Source organism: Thermodesulfobacteriota bacterium, from assembly GCA_040753795.1.
In the GTDB taxonomy this organism is placed as follows: domain Bacteria; phylum Desulfobacterota; class Desulfobacteria; order Desulfobacterales; family Desulfosudaceae; genus JBFMDX01.
The window spans coordinates 95,599-116,887 of record JBFMDX010000008.1 but is presented as its reverse complement, the minus strand read 5'-3'; the positions used below and the strand labels follow the sequence as shown (position 1 = coordinate 116,887).

11 protein-coding genes and 1 pseudogene are annotated in these 21,289 nt (G+C 53.1%); 8 read left to right on the top strand and 4 right to left on the bottom strand.

Annotated elements, in window-relative coordinates:
- Window positions 1–186 precede the first annotated feature (186 nt).
- Window positions 187–504, top strand: a complete 318-nt coding sequence (locus AB1724_11340; GenBank protein MEW6078397.1) for a DUF1016 N-terminal domain-containing protein — start codon at window positions 187–189, stop codon at window positions 502–504.
- 234 nt (window positions 505–738) lie between these two features.
- Here the strand turns inward: AB1724_11340 and AB1724_11335 are convergent.
- Window positions 739–1,133, bottom strand: a pseudogene (locus AB1724_11335) (HEPN domain-containing protein).
- On the bottom strand, window positions 1,133–1,447 hold the full coding sequence (locus AB1724_11330; GenBank protein MEW6078396.1) for a nucleotidyltransferase domain-containing protein: 315 nt from the start codon (window positions 1,445–1,447) through the stop codon (window positions 1,133–1,135). The pseudogene AB1724_11335 and the gene AB1724_11330 overlap by 1 nt, the downstream one beginning before the upstream one ends.
- A 31-nt stretch (window positions 1,448–1,478) precedes the next feature.
- Between AB1724_11330 and AB1724_11325 the strand changes: the two genes are divergently transcribed.
- The 7 genes from AB1724_11325 to AB1724_11295 all read left to right on the top strand — a co-directional run bounded on the left by AB1724_11325 (window position 1,479) and on the right by AB1724_11295 (window position 15,506).
- Window positions 1,479–2,096 carry an ATP-binding protein gene (locus AB1724_11325; protein ID MEW6078395.1) on the top strand — a complete coding sequence of 206 codons (618 nt, stop codon included), beginning with the start codon at window positions 1,479–1,481 and terminating at the stop codon, window positions 2,094–2,096.
- 262 nt (window positions 2,097–2,358) lie between these two features.
- A complete protein-coding gene (locus tag AB1724_11320) occupies window positions 2,359–5,415 on the top strand; it encodes a BPTD_3080 family restriction endonuclease (GenBank protein MEW6078394.1) in 3,057 nt (1,018 codons plus the stop codon).
- Window positions 5,416–5,433: 18 nt separating this feature from the next.
- Window positions 5,434–8,214 (top strand): site-specific DNA-methyltransferase, encoded by a 2,781-nt coding sequence (locus tag AB1724_11315; GenBank protein MEW6078393.1) that lies wholly within the window; start codon window positions 5,434–5,436, stop codon window positions 8,212–8,214.
- Window positions 8,215–8,276: 62 nt separating this feature from the next.
- Window positions 8,277–9,575, top strand: a complete 1,299-nt coding sequence (locus AB1724_11310; GenBank protein MEW6078392.1) for a hypothetical protein — start codon at window positions 8,277–8,279, stop codon at window positions 9,573–9,575.
- Complete coding sequence (locus tag AB1724_11305; GenBank protein ID MEW6078391.1) at window positions 9,575–11,575, top strand: hypothetical protein; 2,001 nt, start codon at window positions 9,575–9,577, stop codon at window positions 11,573–11,575. The genes AB1724_11310 and AB1724_11305 overlap by 1 nt, the downstream gene beginning before the upstream one ends.
- Window positions 11,568–14,378 carry a helicase-related protein gene (locus AB1724_11300; GenBank protein MEW6078390.1) on the top strand — a complete coding sequence of 937 codons (2,811 nt, stop codon included), beginning with the start codon at window positions 11,568–11,570 and terminating at the stop codon, window positions 14,376–14,378. Before AB1724_11305 ends, AB1724_11300 begins: the two co-directional genes overlap by 8 nt.
- A gap of 72 nt (window positions 14,379–14,450) precedes the next feature.
- Window positions 14,451–15,506: a virulence RhuM family protein gene (locus tag AB1724_11295; GenBank protein ID MEW6078389.1), complete on the top strand. Its 1,056-nt coding sequence runs from the start codon at window positions 14,451–14,453 to the stop codon at window positions 15,504–15,506.
- Window positions 15,507–15,528: 22 nt separating this feature from the next.
- Here the strand turns inward: AB1724_11295 and AB1724_11290 are convergent, their stop codons facing one another.
- Together AB1724_11290 and AB1724_11285 are read right to left on the bottom strand one after the other, a co-directional pair.
- Entirely contained in the window at window positions 15,529–18,666 is a 3,138-nt protein-coding gene (locus AB1724_11290) for a UvrD-helicase domain-containing protein (protein ID MEW6078388.1), read from the bottom strand.
- Window positions 18,663–21,245: a PD-(D/E)XK nuclease family protein gene (locus AB1724_11285; GenBank protein MEW6078387.1), complete on the bottom strand. Its 2,583-nt coding sequence runs from the start codon at window positions 21,243–21,245 to the stop codon at window positions 18,663–18,665. The genes AB1724_11290 and AB1724_11285 overlap by 4 nt, the downstream gene beginning before the upstream one ends.
- Window positions 21,246–21,289: the final 44 nt, after the last annotated feature.

Genomic DNA, 21,289 nt, shown 5'->3' with positions numbered 1-21,289 from the left:
ATTGTCTGCTTTGGCTGACACTATAAAACGGGATCGTTCCATAAGACGGAACAAAGAAGGCGTTTGCGGAGTATGGGCCGGGAATGGGGCAAAAAGCGTCCGGGCAGTTGACCTCTCGCTTGTAGTGCGAAATTGGCTTTACGACCGACAGTGTCGGGAGAATTTATTTCAAAGGAATCCGCTCGCTTGAACCTTGCCGACGCCGCGCAGCCCCTCTCCCGTCGGTTCGCCCTCGGTTGTTGGTCTCAATACGTCGAACTGCTCACGCTGGACGACCCGTCTGAACGCCGCTTCTATGAAATTGAGGCCGCCGTCAAACAGTGGAGCGTTCGTGAACTCCAGCGCCAGATCAGAGCGTCTCTCTACCAGCGTCTCGCACTCAGCCGGGACAAAGCCGAAATCCGTCGTCTCGCCACCGAAGGCCAGAGGGAAGAGCTGAAAACAAGGCTGGAACACATCACGAACGAGCTGGAACAGGCTAGTCGGGGAGATGGGGGAATATGAGGCCGATATTATTACGCCATCGATCCCGTAGCAACGAGGTAACTATTCAAAAATTTTGAATAGTTCAGACGAAGGAACCCGCCAAACCCGCCAGAGGTATGGGTCCCCAACCCGGGGACGAATTGCGTATGGTTACAAAGTCTGATTCATATCAGTTAATCAGGCAAATTCCCTGGGGGCATATTAAGTTACTTATTGGCAAGGTAGGGGAGAAATATCATTATATTTCAAAAATCAAGGACTCTTCGGCCCAATCAGGTCGGTGATGTATGAAACCAGTTGTTCCGCCTTTGGTATCCACGGCAAGACTTGAGATTCGTCAAAGCTGACAAAGTCAACATAGTCTCCTTCCTGTCGGCTTTCAAACAGGTCATTATAAATTTGCGCCATCTCCTTTGAAATTTTTCCGGTTTTAACAAACTGTTGATTAAAAAGACTGCGTACGCCGGAATGTTTGGAAGAAGACTGGCCGTCCAGCCATAAAAGTCCCGAAACGGCAAAAAGCAGGCATAATATAGACGGTTCACACAGGCATTCCACCGTCCGGCGTCAGCCAGAACACGAGCATCTTCCAGCGTTTCATCGGCTTTTGCCAGACGGTGCGCGACCAGATCCTTGTTCCACTCCATCAGATACGGATCCCTTCGGCTTCGACCTGTTGATAAAACGGCATTCCCTGATAACGTTTGCTTTTCCATTCCTGGTGGGAACGTACAATGGCGGAAATCACGGTTCCGGCCGACCATTCCACCTCATAGAGTCGGTGACGAATGCGATCGGTGCGTTCATCATCGACCAGACCATCCACCAGAACAAGAAGATCCCAGTCAGATTCCGGGCCGGCATCGCCCCGGGATCGGGACCCGTAAAGAATAATCTCCGCCGCCGGTTCAATCTCATGGACCGCCTGTCTTATCTGGTCCAGTAGCTGGTCTTGTTTCATCCGACGATCCCCCGGTAAGGTTCTTAACATATTGCAATTACGATTATTAAATAATGACACAGCCACGATCCTTTTGCAACACTTCATCCGACCGGCAAGACCACACAACCCGCTCATTGCCGGCGCCTTTTTCCGCACCGGCGATGTCGAGTCCTGGGGACGCGGCATCGAAAAAGCCCGCACCGCCTGCCAGGAAACCGGCACGGATTTCCCCACCTTCCGGTTTGAGCCCACCGGACTCATGGTCATGTTCAAAGGCCGGATTCCTGTGGAAGCGGTTTCTTCTGAAACCGAGGGAGACGTTTTGGTGAAAACGCCGGCTGATGTGAGTGAAGCGTCGGGAAAGCGTCGGGATAACGCCCAGGAAACTGTGGGAAAAACTGCGGGAGAAATCCTGCGGATTCTTCAAGCCAATCCAAAAATAACCCACATGGGGCTAAGTGAACGGCTGCAACTTTCGATACGCTGGGTAAAATGGAATCTGACGAAGATGAAGAGAGATGGTTTGATCCGCCGCATCGGGCCGAAGAAAGGCGGCCACTGGGAGGTGACGGGCGAGTATGTGCAAAATTTGCACATGCTGACGAGGACGGCAAGAAGTCTCCGGTCCAGTTTTTGCCTTGAACACGATTCTTCCCGGGTCAGGTAGTTGGGCCACCCGGCCAAATCCAATCCCTTCATTATTAATAGCGCTAATAACGCCATCATTCCATAGGAAGGAACGTCAAGTCGGATTTCGGCCGGCCATGCCGGAAAGGGCTTGCGCTTCAGGCGATTTTTCACCATATTGAATAAGCAATCTCCCGCAGACAGCGTTTCCGTTTTTAAGGGAATGGATTGAATTTCCTTTAAAAAAGATCACGTTGCGGTTAAATTGTTTTACAAAACAACAAGGGGGAAATCATCAGGCAATGAATGATCGGTTTTTCGAACAACCAGTCCTGAATTCACCATACACCTATCCGGCCCGCCACTGGGAACTGGACGGCCAGGGTCAACCGACCCAGAAAATTCTGGAATACCGCCGGCCGGCCCAATTCATCACCCCCATTCCCAAGCCGAGAAAACGCAAAAAGAGCCAAGAGCAGCAACTTGAGTTTGTCTTTGATGAAGGCAAGGGGCTGTCCACCGAGGCCCAGCAATACGACCCCACCTCCATCATCAATCAGCTTCGTCTGGAGGTGGGTCTCTGGCGGAAAATTCCGAATTCAAGCGACTGGCGGGTCACGCCGGAAACCGCCCGCCTGCTGCAACACTGGCGTCATCATAAATTCAACAGCTTCCGTCCCTTTTTCTGCCAGGTAGAAGCCATGGAAACCGCCATCTGGCTGACGGAAGTGGCCCCGAAGTCCGGTAAATCGGGCCAGGGCTTTCTGACGCATCTGGCCAATGCCAACAATGACGCCAACCCGGAAATCAGCCGCCTGGCCCTGAAAATGGCTACCGGCTCGGGCAAAACCACCGTCATGGCCATGCTCATCGCCTGGCAGACCATCAATGCCGTGCGTCGCCCCACCAGCTCGAACTTTACCCGCGGCTTTCTGGTCGTCACCCCCGGCCTGACCATCCGCGACCGACTGCGCGTCCTCTTTCCCAACGATCCGGACAGCTACTACCAGAGCCGGGAACTGGTTCCGCCCGACATGCTCGGCGAATTGCAACGGGCCAAGATCGTCATCACCAATTTTCACACCTTCAAAAGACGCGAGCGCCTGGAAATTTCTAAAGGCGGCCGCGCCCTGCTCCAGGGCCACGGCGCGCCCCTGGACACATTGGAAACCGAAGGGCAGATGCTGCAACGGGCCATGCCCGATCTCATGGGCTTGAAAAGCATTCTGGTCATCAACGACGAAGGCCATCACTGCTACCGCGAAAAACCACCGGACGAAGACGAGCTCGCCTTAAAAGGGGATGACCGCAAAGAAGCGGAAAAAAACAACGAGGCGGCCCGGCTCTGGATTTCGGGCCTGGAAGCCGTCAACCGCCATCTGGGGGTCCGCCGGGTTATCGACCTGTCCGCCACCCCGTTTTTCCTGCGCGGCTCCGGTTATGCCGAAGGCACCCTCTTTCCCTGGACCATGAGCGACTTTTCCCTGATGGACGCCATTGAAAGCGGCATCGTCAAGCTGCCCCGCGTGCCCGTGGCCGACAACCTCATCAAGCGCGATGATATGCCCCGCTTCCGGGACCTCTGGACACACATCGGCAAAAAAATGCCCAAGAAAGGAAGGGGGAAATCCGGCTCACTGGATCCCCTCAGCCTGCCCATAGAGCTGCAAACCGCGTTAGAAGCGCTTTACGGCCATTATGAAGAAACCTTTCATCTATGGGAAAAAGAAAACCTGCCTTCGCCGCCCTGTTTCATCGTGGTCTGCCAGAACACGGCCATTTCCAAGCTGGTCTATGACTATATTTCCGGCTTTGTCCGCGAAACGGAAAACGGCCCCGGCCAGGTGGAAAACGGCCGCCTGGCCCTGTTTCGCAATTTTGACGAAAACAACCAGCCCCTGGCCCGGCCGCATACCCTGCTCATCGACAGCGAACAGCTTGAGTCCGGCGATGCTCTGGACGACAACTTCCGGAAAATGGCCGGCGACGAAATCGAGCGCTTCCGCCGGGAAATCATCGAACGCACCGGCGACCGCCGTCAGGCCGAAAACCTCACCGACCAGGATCTGCTGCGGGAAGTCATGAACACCGTGGGCAAACCGGGCCGCCTGGGTGAGGCCATCCGTTGCGTGGTTTCGGTTTCCATGCTCACCGAAGGCTGGGACGCCAACACCGTCACCCATGTACTCGGCGTGCGCGCCTTCGGCACCCAGCTTCTCTGCGAACAGGTCATCGGTCGCGCCCTGCGCCGTCAATCCTATGCCACCAACGAAGCAGACGGACTGCTGAACCCCGAGTATGCCGACATTCTCGGCATTCCTTTTGACTTTACCGCCAAACCGGTGGTGGCCCCGCCCCAGCCGCCGTCTAAAACCATTCATGTCCGGGCTGTCCGGCCGGACCGCGATGCCCTTGAAATCCGATTTCCCAGGGTAACCGGCTACCGGGTGGAACTGCCCCGGGACCGGCTGTCCGCCAAGTTCACCGCCGATTCGGTGCTGACCCTGTCGCCCGATCTGGTCGGCCCCTCCATCACCAGAAATGCTGGCATTATCGGCCAGGATGTGGATCTCAGCCTGAAGCATCTGGAAACCGTTCGCCCGGCCACCCTGCTGTATCATCTCACCAAACAGTTGCTTTATACCCGCTGGAACGACCCGGACGAAGACCCCAAGCTCCACCTCTTCGGCCAGCTCAAGCAGATTACCCGCCAGTGGCTGGACACCTGCCTGGTCTGCAAAGGCAACACCTATCCGGCCCAGTTGATGTACTTGGAACTGGCCGACATGGCCTGTGAACGCATTACCAGCGCCATTACCCGCTCGCATGTGGAAGAATGTCCCGTCCAGGCCGTGCTCGATCCTTACAATCCCACCGGCTCCACCCGTCATGTCAATTTTAATACTTCCAAACAAGACCGTTATCAGACCGACGCCCGCCGCTGCCATGTCAACTGGGTCATACTTGACAGCGGCTGGGAGGCCGAGTTCTGCCGGGTGGCCGAGGCCCATCCCAGGGCCCGGGCCTATGTCAAGAACCACAACCTGGGCCTGGAAGTGCCTTACCGCTACGGTTCCGGCGTGCGCACCTACCTGCCGGATTTTATCGTCGATATTGACGACGGCCGCGACGATCCTCTGCACCTGGTCGTGGAGATCAAGGGCTATCGCGGCGAAGATGCCAAGGAAAAGAAAGCGACCATGGAAACCTACTGGATTCCCGGCGTCAACAATTCCGGCCGCTACGGCCGCTGGGCCTTTGCGGAGTTAACGGAGGTTTATGGCATGGAGAGCGATCTGAAGGATGTTATCGAAAAACAGTTCGAGCAAATAGTTCATTCTGTTTCCCCTCAGCCTTAGAAAACAGAGGATAGCCACATGGCAAAAAAGAGCACGAAAAAAGAAACTGTCAAAGAAGTCACCACCATCACCCACGCCAGGGCCTCGCGCAAGAACATCCCCACCGCCGAATATCAGTCGGTCATGCGCGACGAGGAGAAAAATCCGGTTCTCCTGGCCTATCAGCGCCGCAACCGCGACCTGGACCCCCAACTGGTCTGGCGCGGCAAGGATATGCAGGACTGGTCCGATCTGATCGTTCAGGCCCCGCCCCTGTATATTCAGGAAAAAGTCCATCCCAAAATCCTCATCGACGACCTGCGCCGCCAAACCGAAGCAGAAGAACAAGCCGGCAAACCCCAGCAACTGGATCTGTTTGCCGATTTTAACGGCCTGCCCGATGAAAAGGCCAAAACCGAGTTTTATAAGCACGACGCCAACTGGTCCAACCGCATGATTTTAGGCGACTCCCTCCAGGTCATGGCCTCCCTGGCCGAGCGCGAAGGCCTGCGCGGCAAAGTCCAGTGCATCTACATCGACCCGCCCTACGGCATCAAGTTCAATTCCAATTTCCAGTGGTCCACCACCAGCCGCGACGTCAAGGACGGCAAGGCCGAACACATCACCCGGGAACCCGAACAGGTCAAGGCCTTCCGGGACACCTGGCGCGACGGCATTCATTCTTATCTCACCTATCTGCGGGACCGGCTCACCGTGGCCCGGGACCTGCTCACCGATTCCGGGTCCATCTTTGTCCAGATCGGGGACGAGAATGTGCACCGGGTCCGGGCGCTGATGGATGAGGTGTTTGGAGAAGACAATTTTTGTTGTCAGATTGTATATCAGACTACTAGCACTCAAGGATCCAATCTGATGCCGATAGTAAATGACAATATTTTATGGTTTGGTAAAAACATTCGGATGACAAAATACCGACAACTTTTTAATCGTAAAATATTTGGTGAATTTGGCACTACTGGATACGGGCAAATCCAGACTGCAGATGGCAGAACTGCACCAATAGCGAGCATAAGTGATTTAGGAAAAGAAATAAAAGCAGGCGGAAAGATTTTTGCCTCTTCTGATTTGACTTCTTCTCACTATAGCAAGAGCGAAAACATTTATCATTGTGGAAAAGAATTTAACCCCAAAAAAAGATATTGGTCAACTTCGACAGATGGCATGTACAACCTACAGAAAGCGGATCGTTTGATGGTGGTTGGTGACACACTAAGATATAAACGGTTTCTTGAGGATTTTGATGTATTACCAATCACAAATTTATGGAGCGAGCAGCTTTCAGAACAAAATAAGTCGTATGTGGTACAAACAGCCAGCACTGTTATCCAACGTTGCATCCTTTTAAGCACCGACCCTGGCGATCTGGTTCTTGATCCAACCTGCGGGTCCGGAACAACCGCCTACGTGGCCGAGCAGTGGGGCCGCCGCTGGATCACCATCGACACCTCCCGGGTGGCCTTGGCCCTGGCCCGTGCCCGGCTCATGGGCGCCCGCTATTCTTATTATTTGCTGGCCGACAGCCCGGAAGGCCGGCGGAAAGAAGCGGAAATTACCCAGATCGAACCATCCCGCACACCCACCTATAACGACATCCGCCAGGGCTTTGTTTACCAGCGCGTGCCCCACATCACCCTAAAATCCATTGCCAACAATACCGAAATCGACGTCATCTGGGAAAAATATCAGGCGGTGCTGGAACCCCTGCGGGAAAAACTGAACAAGGCCGTAAAAGAAAAATGGGAAGAGTGGGAAATTCCCCGCGAAGCAGATGACAACTGGCCCAAAGCCGCGCAAAAACTTCATGCCGACTGGTGGGAAAGCCGCATTGCCCGGCAAAAGGAGATCGACGCCTCCATTGCCGCCAAAGCCGATTATGAATACCTCTATGACAAACCTTACGAGGACGGCAAAAAAGTCCGGGTGGCCGGCCCGTTTACCGTGGAAAGCCTTTCGCCCCACCGGGTGCTCGGGGTGGATGAAAACGATGAGCTGATCGACGGCGTGTCCGAACCCGGCGATGGCTTTTCAGAAACCTACGACTTTACCACCGTAATCCTGGAAAACCTGAAAATCGCCGGGGTTCAGCAGGCCCACAAGGAAGACAAAATCACCTTTACCTCGCTTGCGCCCTGGCCGGGCCACTATGTCTGCGCCGAAGGCCGCTACGCCGAAGGCGACACGGAAAAACGGGCCGCCATTCTGATCGGCCCGGAATTCGGCACCGTCTCCAAGCCGGACCTGGTGGCCGCGGCCCGGGAAGCCGGCGACGGCGGATTTGACACGCTGATTGCCTGCGCCTTCAACTACGATGCCCATTCCTCGGAGTTCGACAAGCTGGGCCGCATCCCCATTTTAAAGGCCCGCATGAACGCCGACCTGCACATGGCCGATGAGCTGAAAAACACCGGCAAGGGCAACCTCTTTGTCATCTTCGGCGAACCCGACATCGAGATCTTGCCTGCCGAAGACGACCAGATTCAGGTTCAGGTCAAAGGCGTGGATGTGTTCCATCCCTCCACCGGCGAAATCCGCAGCAACAACACTGACGAAATCGCCTGCTGGTTCATCGATACCGATTACAACGAAGAAAGCTTCTTCGTCCGCCACGCCTATTTCCTCGGCGCCAATGATCCCTACAAGTCACTCAAAACCACCCTCAAAGCCGAAATCAACCAGGAGGCCTGGGAATCCCTCAACTCCGACACCTCCCGCCCCTTCCCTAAACCCGCCTCCGGCCGCATCGCCGTCAAAGTCATCAACCACCTGGGGGATGAAGTGATGAAGGTGTTTAAGGTATGAATGATGATAATTGATATGAAAAGGTTTTAAAAGTCCTATTACGAAGATTCAAAGGAAATTATATGTCTGGCACATTCTTCATTCCTGATCCGGAGGTAATTCCCACCTCCCGTGTTGATCTGACATTCAGATTACGGTCTGCAATGCGTTATCATCGGGAACAAACAATACCGGGACTTGGTGGTGTATGGTTTGTTCGGCAACTGAGCTGGGCAGTTGCCGGCCTTAAATTAGTTCAAGAGAATATTAAGGAAAGTCCAATCAGAGTTGCAAACGCGATAGAGGCGCTTGGGTGCAAGGCAGAATATCAAAACAATTTGGACACTTACTCTTTCCGTGGGAAACGGGCATTCAGTCGAGATCAGGAGAATGACGACACTTGGAACTTCAGACAATTGGTTCAGAAACGGCATTACGTTCAGATTACCTACCGGCAATCAACCGTTCGTGCTTTACCCTCCAATATCGGGTTAGGGTTTGTGGAGGGCGAAGGAATTCGGTTCAACACAATGCATCTTTCAAAATTGGGAGAATCTCTTGCAGAGGCATTTCTTCTTAAGCAGGAAAGTGGAATTGGAAGGGGTAATAAAGCTGTCGTAAAATTTCTATCAGAATGGATTCAGGGACAAGCAGGCCCAGGACAATATGTTGATCCACAATCAATTTCACAGAGGTTAGGTCCCAGTTACCCTACAGAAAAAGAGAAGGAAATTGTATTAGGACGTCTTAACAGCTTTGTGACTGGAGGTGTTTGCTCTGATGATCAAGAGAGACGTCGGCGAATCGTCAAATATTTCAAAGAGAATGATTCAGGCTCGTGGCAAGACCTTTTAGAAAAGATGGCAGTATCCGACGAAAAAGCACGTATTCACGCAAATCATTTACTGAATGCAAAAGCATTTGAAGATATGCGGTTGAGTTGTGTCAAACTGCTGGATGTATCTGCAATGGCCATGGAAAATGAAGATATTGGTATACCTATCGTAAAATTATCACAATTGCAGGAGATTGCTCATGCTTTTGGAGAGGTAACTCGATCCGCAGAACAGTACCTTTCCTTAATAGAAAAACAGGGGCCATACCCGCGCGATGCACAAGTTTTTGCCAGTCAAATGGTGAGTGAAAATCTAAAAGAAAAACTGTCGTTTCTACTGGCACGTGATGGTCGCATACTCCAAATCATCGACGGAAAAGTTTCAAAGGGGCCTTTATTTAAAACAGGTTTCTCGGAGACTGACATCCATGACGAGGAAACCGGTGACAATACCCCTTCGGAAGTGAATCATGAAAACCCCTGGGTGCTTAACAGATTACAACAATTCCATAATCTCTGGCTCAATTGTGGAGGGGGAACAGTATAGTGTCTTCGAACAACTTGACGTTAAGTGAATTGTTTCTTCCTCCAGATGGCTTGGTAGGACAAGTCGGAATTACCTGTGCTTATAGTGCATCACAGTCGTATGTTGATCGAATTCTTGAAACTTTTACACAACGCAGCAAGATGCACAGAAGGTTATGCGGATATACAAATCTGTTTCTTATGCTTAATCCCCATTGTGTGGATCTGAACGAGTTGGAACTGCCAGGCCTTATATGGCTTAAACCTCATAGGTGTGAACTCTGGAAAAAATGGATCGCATCACAACATGCTAAGGTTGCCCTCCTCTCTTTCGGAAAAACCCCTAACGGAAAACCATTATGTTACCGTTTAGTCGTAACGAGTGGTAACTGGACAGAATCTTCGGGCAATCAGACAATCGAAATGGCGTGGTACCTCGATGTCAGAACTAATGAATCTGGAAAATTGTCCGCAGATGATAAAATAGATATTTTGGACATAGTCGCAGCCGCACAGTTTTTTAAAAATCTCATAACCTTTTATAGTGTGAATAAAAGTTTATGCAGTAGAATGCTGAATCTGATTGATTCTCTGGAGGCGGAACAAACAATCGGTAAAAAAAGGCCCCGTTTTTTTACTTCACTTGACCATCCTTTGCCTGATGGGACTCAGGAGAAAGCAATCGGAAGGCCTTTGATAACATCTATCATCTCTCGACTGAAGGGTGATCATCCTGCACGAAATATGCTTGTTTGCGGTTCGGGTTTTTTTGAGCAGGCAGGTGACTCTGATCTGGAACCGAAATCACTGAGCATTATCGGCACTCAATTAAAGTCTGCAAAAGTATTGCAGAAAGATCCAAGGAAATATCTGATTGCAAATCCGGATTTTTGTGGGCAGGTCGCCTTATGGGATAGAAGTGATACCCAAAGAAATTCATGGGAAATTCTCAAACCATCCGATCCTGCTGATGCAGGCAGATCGCGGTTGCACGCCAAGTACATCTTTGTCGGTAAATTACAAAGCTCGGGTAAAATAGAATACGGTTCTATTTACATTGGGTCAGGCAATCTTAGTATGATGGGATTGCATTCGGCACCCGGGCAAAGTCCTAATGACAAATTCGGTAAGGGAAACATTGAAGCTGGAGTTGTATTCCATTTCGATTCGAATGCAATCTTCAATGAGGATACACTGTATAAAACACTTGCATGTGGTGATGAGATTGATGTTGATAAAAACGATTTAAAATCAGGAAACGACAATGGGTCTATACCGGATATCGAATTTACCGAACCGCCTCCAATAACATATTTCGAGGTATCCGGAGAAAATATATTGCGCCCTTCCTGGAATAATGGATCGGTGTCTTTAAAAGACGATAAAATTTATCTGCTGAAGCATAATGAGATTTCTGAACAAATTATGGTCGGTTCTACCGTTGATGTTGGATGGGAAGGTAATATACCGAATTATGTGAAAGTAATTTGGAGGCAGGATAGATATATTATTCCTGTGATAACTGAAAACGGAATGTTCCCTTCTCAAAAACCAGAGTTAAGTCGTGTCGACGATCTATTTGCATTCCTTCTCAATTATCCGAATAACAATTTGGATGACAACGATCAAGACGATGGAGACGATGGAGACGATGGAGACGGAAAAGACAAAAATCATTCCATTAAACCGAAAAAAACAGATAAGAGCGGCATTGCAAAGGACCAATACCCGCTTTATACAAGCATGCGATTTGTTGAATTTTTAGCGGATCGTAATCAACATCTTCCAGGGCCGGAATATATTGAAGATTGGGTGAATCAAGTTTCTGCCACAATTTCCTGTCTGTCACCTGAGCAGATAACAGAGTGGCGTTCAATAGGGATTAATTTTCTCGAAGTGTTAAAGTGTCCAGATTTTGCACCTCCATGGAAAAACAAATTTTGGAATGCGTTAATTGACGAACTCGTAAACAAATGGGGCATGAAAAATATGCCGGGTGTTGTTGGAGGTGGAAATGTCTAATTTTAATTGGGACAATGTGGCAAGTCACCTCGAAGTTGTCATTGCATCCATGAGCGCATCCGGCAAAGGGAAACCCTGTTTCGGTCAGGAACATGCGGCAAGAGCAATTGTTAAGAGGCTCCGCGATGGTGGAACGATATTGGCGGATGAAGTCGGTTTGGGAAAAACCAGAGTGGCTCTTGCAATTATGGATGCGGTTATGCGGGCAGGTGGTGCGGTTGCGGCAGTAGTGCCGCCGGGGCTTGTTTATCAATGGGAATTTGAAAGTAAGGAGTTTAGCGACTCAATTAATTCCGTCGCCCCCGACACTTGTGCGTTGAAAAAAGCTAAAAAGCTCCGATCATACTGGGGTATTTATGATGACGTTGATACTTATCCACTTGTCAATCAGAAAAATGGCGATTGGTTACTGGTCTCGCACAACTTTGGCTTTTTAAACCGGGTTCAAAGCAATACGGAGCTTTGGAAGTTTGAACTTCCAATTCTGGTAAGAAGCCTGATCGCATTGTCTAATGAAGAACATGGAAATTCGATTTGGATAAAGTATTTAAGCAACGTGTTTGATGAACGCTCAAATCGATCATGGAAAACCAAGATTGAAAAAGAGGAGAAATGGAATAATCAGGTAAAAAAAGCTGCTGAATATCTTGTTAAAAAATATAATTCCTTAAGTAGCCATACACAAAATTTTGTAAATGAAATGGCCCCACCGATTAAGCGTGATGGGAGTCCACTTGACAATGCTGCGGAACCCTTTCAGCAAAATGGTTATGGCCGGAAACCCCTGCATGAACTTATCGGACATATACTTGGGAAAGTGGACCTTCTGATTATAGACGAGGCACACAAAAGTCGCGAAGAGCAATCAGAGGATTCCGATTCTAACGGTAGAGTGATGAAACGACTTTCGACCCTTCTTGAAGAGATCATCCAGCCGAGAAACAGCACTTCACGACGTCTCTGCCTGACTGCGACTCCAGTTGAATTGGGAGCAAGCCAATGGAAAGACCTGCTGCAGCGGGCAAAAATCAATGAAGTTGAAAAAGACTGCCTGGTTAAGTTTGAGGAATGCTTGAAAAAAGCAAATATGGCTCCGGACGATCCACAGGCTATTGATCAGCTTGAAATTACTGCAAAAGATTTCGAAGCGAGTCTGCGACCGGTAATGGTCAGACGCCGAAGAATCAATCAAAAGGAACATAAGGACCTTCTTATCTCTGAAGAAACCGCACACCCCCATCGATTCATGAATACCTTATCAGTGGATATTAATGATTTAAATGAACCTTGGAAAAAAGCGGTACTGGCGTTGGAAGGCATGTCTCTGGCGGCAGCTGGAACAAAAGTTAACAATGGAGCTAAAATAGTCAGATACCGCTATGCTTCTGGAATGCTTGATTTGAGTGCAGGCACGGCAGAACAAGATATGGTTGCGAATAATATTCCGGGCCCTAAATTATCGAAAGAAAACCGTGTTCGTTTCTGGCATAAACTTGCCCTTTCTCATGTAATAAATCATGACGGTAGGTGGGATAGTACCAGTCATCCACGGGTACAAAAAACAGCTGACTTTATTGAGGCGACACTGCGGGAATATCCGGACGAAAAATTTCTTGTATTCGGTACTTTTACCAAACCAATGCAAGGACTTGTGAAAGAATTGAACGCCCGCTATGTGATACGTCAACTTGTATCAGGAAAACCGACTCTTTCGATGAGAGTGTCTGATGATGCACTTTGGAATACTTATCAACGTCTTGACAATAGAAATGATATGTTGGGATTCAGTGATACACATTTACGGTTTAAAAACAAAGAAGACCTGATCAATAAACTTAAAGAGGCCGAAAAAGAGTATTTGAATCTTCAGGAACGTCTGGCAAGATGGTTTGATGAAGATGAATTGTTAAAAAAGCTTCCAGGAGACTCCTGCCTCAAAAGCATGAAAGATGATGAATCTTCCGGAAAAAATTTAAAAAGTGTATTGCACCAACTGCGGGCTGATTTGTTGGAAGAGTTACTTGAGGGTACATCAAATAGAAGAAATATTTTTTCTTTTAACGAAAATGATACTGAATTAGATGATGACAGTCGGAATAATTTGACTAAGCGAATAATCGAAATCTGGTCAGATTATATACAGGGTGCATATGATCAGAATCTCTCTTCAGATATCCAGAAAAGTACCGAATGGGATGGTGATAAGGAATTCCGGGAAGTTGATGCGCTTGGAGATCATATAACGCCATATCACCTGTTAAGTGCAATGGAAATTGATACTACCGAAAGAACCACGGTTCAGCGTGGCGGTTTCTGCAGATTAATGGACGGCAGTATGGCAATGTCTACGCGGAGAATAGTACAGGAACGATTCAATCGAAAAGGGGCGATGCCGAAAGTTCTTGTTGCCCAGAGCCTCGTTGGACGAGAAGGCCTTAATCTGCATCGAGCCTGCAGAAGAGTTGTTCTTTTTCATCCAGAGTGGAATCCGGCAATTGTTGAACAGGAAATCGGTAGGGTTGATCGAATTCGGTCCTTATGGAACGAGATGGCTATCGAGTGGAAAAACAACGATAAAAACCCAGAGACATATCCTAAGATCGAGTGCACGTTTGTAGTTTTTAAAGGCACTTATGATGAATGGCAGTTCCGAACACTTGAGAGTCGACGGCGTTCTTTGGAGGCACAACTGTTTGGGGCGTTGTTGGATGAGGAAGCGTTGGCTAGGCTGGGAGAAGGAGAACGCCTAAAAATAGCGAAAGCAGCACCAGATTTTGACCCGGTGAATACTATCCGAAAATAAAAGGCTTAGTTTTATGGTTTATTGACCGGGCCATTGTCCGGGTAGAGAAACTCATTGAGGAGGAAATGAAAAGTGACCAGGGATTTGGTGACAAACACGATTTCAACTTTCGACAAGGGGCAGCTTCTCGTTTATGAAGCGGAAGACGGCCGGATAAAAATTGATGTACGGTTGGAGGATGAGACCGTCTGGCTGACGCAGCAACGGATGGCGGATCTTTTTCAGACAACGGTTCCAAATATCAGCATGCATATCCGCAACATTTACGAAGAGGGGGAGCTGACGCCGGAAGCAACTATTAAGAAATTCTTAACAGTTCGTCGGGAAGGGGATCGGGATGTGCGCCGGGAACTGGATTTTTACAACCTCGACATAATCATTTCAGTCGGTTACCGCATCAAGAGCCGGGTAGCCACCCGCTTTCGCATCTGGGCCACCCAGCGTCTGAAGGAATATATCGTCAAGGGATTTACCCTAAATGATGAACGGCTGAAAGAGCCGGAAGGCGGGCGTTATTTTGAAGAGTTGCTGGCCCGTATTCGCGACATCCGGTCTTCAGAAAAGGTTTTTTGGCGCAAGGTGCTGGATATTTATGCCACCAGCATTGACTATGACCCCATGGTGGAGACATCTCAGAAATTTTTCAGGCAGGTGCAAAACATGATGCACTGGGCCGCCCATGGACAAACGGCGGCTGAACTGATTTATGAACGCGCCGATGCCGCGCGAAGCAATATGGGAGTGACCAATTATCCGGGCAATAAACTGCTCAAGCGCGATGTGGAAGTGGCCAAAAACTATCTGAACAAAGAGGAACTGGATCTGCTTAACCGGATCGTGACCGCTTATCTTGAGGTTGCTGAAATCCAGGCTTTGAACCGCAACCCCATGACCATGGCCGATTGGATAGAGCGCCTGCACCAGTTTTTAACCATGACCGGCCGCGAGCTGCTCACCCATGCCGGGAAAATAAGCCATGAAGAGGCGTTGCGCAAAGCCCACGAGGAATACGAAAGGTTCCGGGTACGGCAGTTGGCCGAACCGACCGAAGCCGAAAAACACTTCATTGAGGCGGAAAAAAAACTGAAACAGATTGAAACTGTCAATAAGCGTGGCCACAAAAAATGAGAAAAAATTCCACACAAATTATTTAATCAACCCTTACCACCCACCCCGACACCGGATAGTGCAAAATCTTCACCACCGGCTTAGCGCTGATTTCCTTTAGACAATTCTCGTAGGCGGCCAGTTGGCCGAAATATTCCGCTGACCTTTTATTGACCTCATCCTGGCTGCCGGGGAATGCCTTGTGGTCGATGATGACCAGTTGTTCCGGGGTTTCCAGAAGCAGGTCGATAAACCCGGAAATCAGGGTGCCGTTGTCCAGGCGGTGGAGGATGGGCATCTCTTTTTTCCAGGATGCGTTGGGGTAATTCCGGTCAACCCAGGCCGTAAGGGCGTCGGCGGATTGCAGAAGGTGTTCGGGCGTTAAGCTGGCGGCGGTCTGCCAGCGGTGCAGGATATCGGCGGCCAGGGTCAGGCGTGCGGTTTTCTCAAGGCCGAGGCGGTCGGCGGCATAAAAGGTGTGGATGGCTTCGCCCAGGGCGGTCATGTCCGCCTGGTCGGCCAGGGGCAGGCGGTCGCTGATTTTCTCCAGGGAGATGATCCGGCCGGTTCCGGGGATGGCCGAGGGAGAGAGCCGGGCCGGGGGATGGCCGGAGTCTTGCAGCGGGGGGCAGACGTCCGGATAATCTTTTCCCGGAATGGTTTGCCGGGGTTCGGGGTCGACCGGGTTCAGGACGCGGGTGTGAATGTCTATCTTTTTGCCGGCCCAGGTGGCCTTGTTTTTGTCCGGGGGGCACAGCAGCCACTGGTTTTGATCGTCGACCAGCATAGCCAGGATGCCGGAGGAAAATTCCTTTTCCCGTCCGGCCAGGATGAGGCGGTCCCGGGCGCGGGTCCAGCCCACGTACAGCAGGCGCAGCTCCTGGCGGTTATGCTGGCGGGCGGTTTCTGCCATGGAGGGATGGTTTTGCAGGCGGTCGTGGAAAGCCGAATTTTTCGTCCGTTCATGATAGGGGGAGATCCAGAAGCGCAGCAGGCGGTCGGCCAGGGGGTTGTCCAGGCTGAAGGTCCGCCAGTTGTTGACCACCTGCACGCCCAGGGGATCGGGATCAAAGGTTTTGCCGATCTGGGCCAGGACGGTGATGGGCCATTCCAGTCCTTTGCAGGCATGCCAGGTGACGATGTTGACGGCGTTTTCGCCGGTGACCGGCGCGCGGCTGTCTTCTTCGTTGGCGTTGAGATCATAGAGGTGGGCGATGAGCCCGGCCGGGGTGCAGCCGATACCTTCCTCAAAGCAGGCGTTGATGTAGTTGCGGGCATGGGCCTTGAGCGAATCCAGGTTGGCGAAGCGCTCGGCGGCATCGCCCCAGGCCAGGCACCACTTGCGGATATTGACGGCCCGGCAGACCCGATCCAGGCTCTGCTCGATGCCGGCGGCCGGGTGCAGTTGCGATTGGGCGATGATGGCGGTGATTTCGGGCAGGTCGGCAAAGGCCGGGGCGCCGGGGTTTTTTAACAGGGTTTCCAGCCATTGCCCGGGGGCATCCGGAAAATGAAAGAGGCGGGCCAGTTCGGCCGCGGCCAGGGAGTCGCGGACATCGACCCAGAGGCGAAGGCCGGCCATGACGGCCATGATCTCCGGGGTGTTGAGCAGGCCGGTCCGGGGCAGCACGGCCCGGATGTTGAGGCTTTCCAGGGCGGCGGCGGTTTTGCGGCCGACGTCGTGGCTGCGGCAGAGGATGGCGATGTCGCCCGGTTTGACCGGGCGGGTGGCGCCGGTGGCCTTGTCGCGGACACGGGTGTTCGGGTCGTTTAAGAGCTTGCGGATACCATCGGCCAGGGCCGCGGCGTCCTGGGTCTGTGATGCCCGGCCACTGCTGGTTATGGTCCACCATTCGACGGTCGGACCCAGATCCGGGTCGTCTTTTTGATGGGCCGGAGAGAGACGGATCATGTCTTCGGGGATGCCGTGCCGGGCAAAGGCCCGGCTGAAGACATCCGAGGTCAGTTTGACCAGGGGCGGGCGGCTGCGCCAGGATTTGTCCAGGATTTCGGGGCGGCGGTTTTTGACGATTTCGGCCAGGCAGGTGTCCATGAGGGCCGGGTCGGTGCCGCGAAACCCGTAGATGGACTGCTTCTGGTCGCCCACCCAGACGGTTTCTTTGCTGATGCCCGCCAGTTTCAGCAGGATGGCCAGCTGGATGGGGCTGGTATCCTGGAATTCATCGACCAGCAGCAGGTCGATGTGGCCCTGCAGGCGGCTGACGACTTCGGGCCGGTCGAGCAGTTCGAGCATCAGGACTTCCTGGTCGGTAAAGTCGACCACACCCCAGAGCCGTTTGTGCTCCTGGTAAATATCGAGGGTGGCAATGGCGATATCAAAGACCAGGCCGATGGCGTCATCCAGGTCCTGTTTTAAGCCGGGGTGGCTGTCGTGAGCGGCGGCCAGGGCCATGAGGGGTTGGGCAAGTTCAGCGGACTTTTTTCCGAAACCGGGGTTGGTGAGTTTAAGCCAGGCCGCCCAGGCAATCGGCCGGCCCTGTTGCATCTGGGTCAGGGTGTTTTGGCAAAAATCAAGCGCACTTTTGGTCCCCTTGGTGGTGTCTTCATCCAGGTCGATTTGGGGGATCAGGGCGGCCAATTCGTCTTTGACAGACTGCTCCAGGTCGGCCGCGGCCTTGGCCGTGGATGTCCGGCCGAGCAGGTACCGGATGCTTTCGCGGCTGTGGGCTTTTGATTTTTCCAGGTCCGCTGTTGTCAGGCCGTTGCTTCTGGCCAGGCCGATGATATCGCGGACCGATTCGGACCAATTGAAGCTGGTCAGCCGGTTTTCAAGCTCGGTCAGTTGACGGGCGCGGTCCTGGGTGACCACGCTGGAGATGGCGCGGCGGACTTCCCGGTTGGCGGCGGCTTCGTCCAGCACGCCGGCCTCGGGAAAGATGCCCTGCTCAAAGGCAAAATCGCTGATCAGGCGGCCGCAGACGGAGTTGATGGTGCCCATGCGGGCGGCGGCCAGGCGGTTGGCTTCCTCGATCAGGTTTCCGGCGATCAGGTGCCGGCGGACCCGTTCGGACAGTTCGGCCGCGGCCTTGCGGGTGAAGGTGGTGGCGATGACAGCTTCCGGCCGCACACTGCCGGCGGTAATGCGTTCGTGCAGCAGGGTGGAGAGGCGGTAGGTTTTGCCGGAGCCCGCGCTGGCGGTGATGATGTGGATGTTTCTCATTCCGCCTCCATAAACGCCTGGCCGCAGAGAGCGCCCAGATTGCAGAAAGCGCAGGGTTTTAAGGAAAGCCGGCCGTCGATGATTTGGCTTTCTTTGGGAGGTTCTTCCTGGTTGCCCGGAATCCCGACCTCTCCCCGGTCAAGTTCTTCACGGACGGCTTTGTACGTGGTTTTAACGGCCTGCCAGGTCTCTTTTAATTCAATGCCATTAACGGCGATTGCTTCGGGGAACGCCCGCGGTTCGGTGGTGATCAGTTGCCCGGTTTTGAGCATGAAATAGGCGGCCGGAGGGAAAGGCGCGCTTTCTTTTCCCCGCAGCAGGTGGCCGTAAACCGCCAGTTGGATGCTGGTGCCGTTGGCCAGCTCGGTCTGGCGGTATTTAACCCCGCCGCGTTTAAAGTCGATCACCGCCTGGGGGGTGCCGAGCACCAGGTCCGGACGGCCGTTGAGCGTAATCTTCAGGGACGGCGCCTTCTGTTCATATTTCTGCTCCACGGCGTCAATGGAAAAGCCGACCCGGTCCATCAGCCGGAAGATCTGAGCGGCGGCTGTTTCCGTGTTGCTTTTCACCCGGGCCCGCAGGTCGTCGTGACCGGGAAGGAAAAATTTGGCTGCCAGAAACGGCCCCTGTTGATCGAATATGCTGCCGGCCTTTTTGGCGGCGGCGGTCGGCGCCTGTTTGCCCTGTTCCAGCAGGCGCCTTAAAATTTCATGAATGAACCAGCCTTCCAGCTCTTCGGGTGACGAGAGGGCGGCGGACAGGCCGCTGGAGATCCGGCCCAGGCGGGTTACCAGCCAGCGAAACGGGCAGGAAAACAGGTCGGACAGGCTGTCGGGCGATTCCGACTCGGGCCTGATGATCAGGGTTGGATCGATATGCAGTTCGCTCTCCGGGCCGGGCAGGGGAATTCTTTTGCGTTTTTTGAGGGCCGGCTTTTTGGGTGAGAGAATGTCCCGCGTTTCAAGGGCCGCGGCATTGGCGCTGTTTTTTAACCGGCCGACCAGTTCGTCCCACAGGGGGTGGGGGAACTGTTCTTCGTTGGCAAGGCTGTTTTTCGGGCAGACCAGAATGAGCTGCTTTTCGGCCAGCAGCAGGGGTCGCTGCCAGCGGACGGCGTTGCGGATGGCCTGCCGGCCCGGGTCGGGCAGCACGACGCCGATATCCCGCAGGGAGCGTCTTTCGTCATCGGAAAACGGGTCGGTGAAAACAGACCCGGCTGAATCGCGGTTAAATGACCACCAGAGGATGTTTTCGGCCCGGTCCACCAGGCATTCGGGCGCGTCCACATGGGCCAGGCCGGCCTGGTCCGGGTACAGGGGCAGGACATGGCTTTCAACGGTGATATCGTGAATCATGCGCCGGATCTGGGGCGCGGTGAAATGTCCCAGCCCGGACAGGGAAACCATGCGCCCGGCGTTTTCCAGTTGGGCGATCAGTGGCTGCCAGTCCAGGCCTTCGGCGGGATCATGCTGCATGCGGCCACGGGCCCAGTTGCGCAGGAGATCGATGCGGGTGTGGACCTCGGTGACCGGGTATTGTTTGTCCCTGATGCAGGGGTTGAAAATGGCTTCCAGCCGGTTTTTGAGGTTTTTGAGGCGGCTGGTGTCTGGGATTTCCTGCAGGCCCGTGTCCAGGGCCCGGCGCCATTCTTCTGATTCCACGGCCGGGTAGTTTTGCAGCGCCCGGATCAGCCGGAAGGCGATCCCCCTGGGGATGGGGCTGACCGGCAGCATCAGCAGTTCCAGGGCCCGCTGGGGGTCGGGCGGGGACCAGGCCATTTCCAGCACCAGCGGCAGGATTTGCAGCAGGGCGTTGTCATACACCGGGATGCCGCCGCCGGTGGTGGGCAGGCCGAAGCGGTACAGGGCGGCATCCAGGGTGTTGTCCGGGCCGATGATGACGGTGCGATCCAGGTTTGAAAGGCCGGACAGCCAGGCCGCTGCCTCCTGGGCGGCCGCTCCCGGGGTAAGGGGCCGGAGAAGTTGCAGGGAGCCGTCGCCCGTGGGCGAAAAGGCGGTTTTACGGCAGGCGGCCAGGTCGCCTTTGGGTGTGGCCGGGAGGATGCCCTGGATGGCCACGGTGGTACCGGTCTGTGTCAGGGCGGTGATGACCTGCTGCCAGGTCCGGGGCAGATCGGCCGGCGGTTCAAATAGGTGCAGTTCGGAGATGGCGTTGTTTTGGCCGGAGATGGTTCCGGCGGCCTGACGCAGGCGGTCGGGAATGCCGGGCAGGACGGCGGCGGTGACTTCGGCCAGGGCCGGCAGGCGGCCATGGCCTTTTTCGCCCTGCCAGCCGTGCAGAAAGAGAAAATCCCGCCAGTCCAGAATTTTGGCGGCCGTGCCAAAGGGGTCAACGACGGCGGACTGGCTCCAGAACCGGCTGGTTTGGCGAATGGCCGGCACCAGGGAGGCGACACGGACAGCCCCGGGTATGCCGGGGCCGCGCAGGCCGGTCATGGTTTCGATGAGGTTGAGCAGGCCCAGGGGGCCGACCCAGAGTTCGCCGGCCGCTGCTTTGCGGTCTGTCAGGGGGCCGGGCCAGCAGCCCTGGTCAAAGGCCATGTCGAAGGTTATTTTCATATTATATCATTTCTGGCGACTTCGTAAAAACAGGCAAGAACTTG

Coding starts and splice junctions, on each gene's coding strand:
- AB1724_11315 (MEW6078393.1), top strand. CDS start 5,434: ATGGCAAAAAAGAGCACGAAAAAAGAAACTGTCAAAGAAGTCACCACC.
- AB1724_11285 (MEW6078387.1), bottom strand. CDS start 21,245: ATGAAAATAACCTTCGACATGGCCTTTGACCAGGGCTGCTGGCCCGGC.
- AB1724_11300 (MEW6078390.1), top strand. CDS start 11,568: ATGTCTAATTTTAATTGGGACAATGTGGCAAGTCACCTCGAAGTTGTC.
- AB1724_11290 (MEW6078388.1), bottom strand. CDS start 18,666: ATGAGAAACATCCACATCATCACCGCCAGCGCGGGCTCCGGCAAAACC.
- AB1724_11310 (MEW6078392.1), top strand. CDS start 8,277: ATGTCTGGCACATTCTTCATTCCTGATCCGGAGGTAATTCCCACCTCC.
- AB1724_11330 (MEW6078396.1), bottom strand. CDS start 1,447: ATGAAACAAGACCAGCTACTGGACCAGATAAGACAGGCGGTCCATGAG.
- AB1724_11320 (MEW6078394.1), top strand. CDS start 2,359: ATGAATGATCGGTTTTTCGAACAACCAGTCCTGAATTCACCATACACC.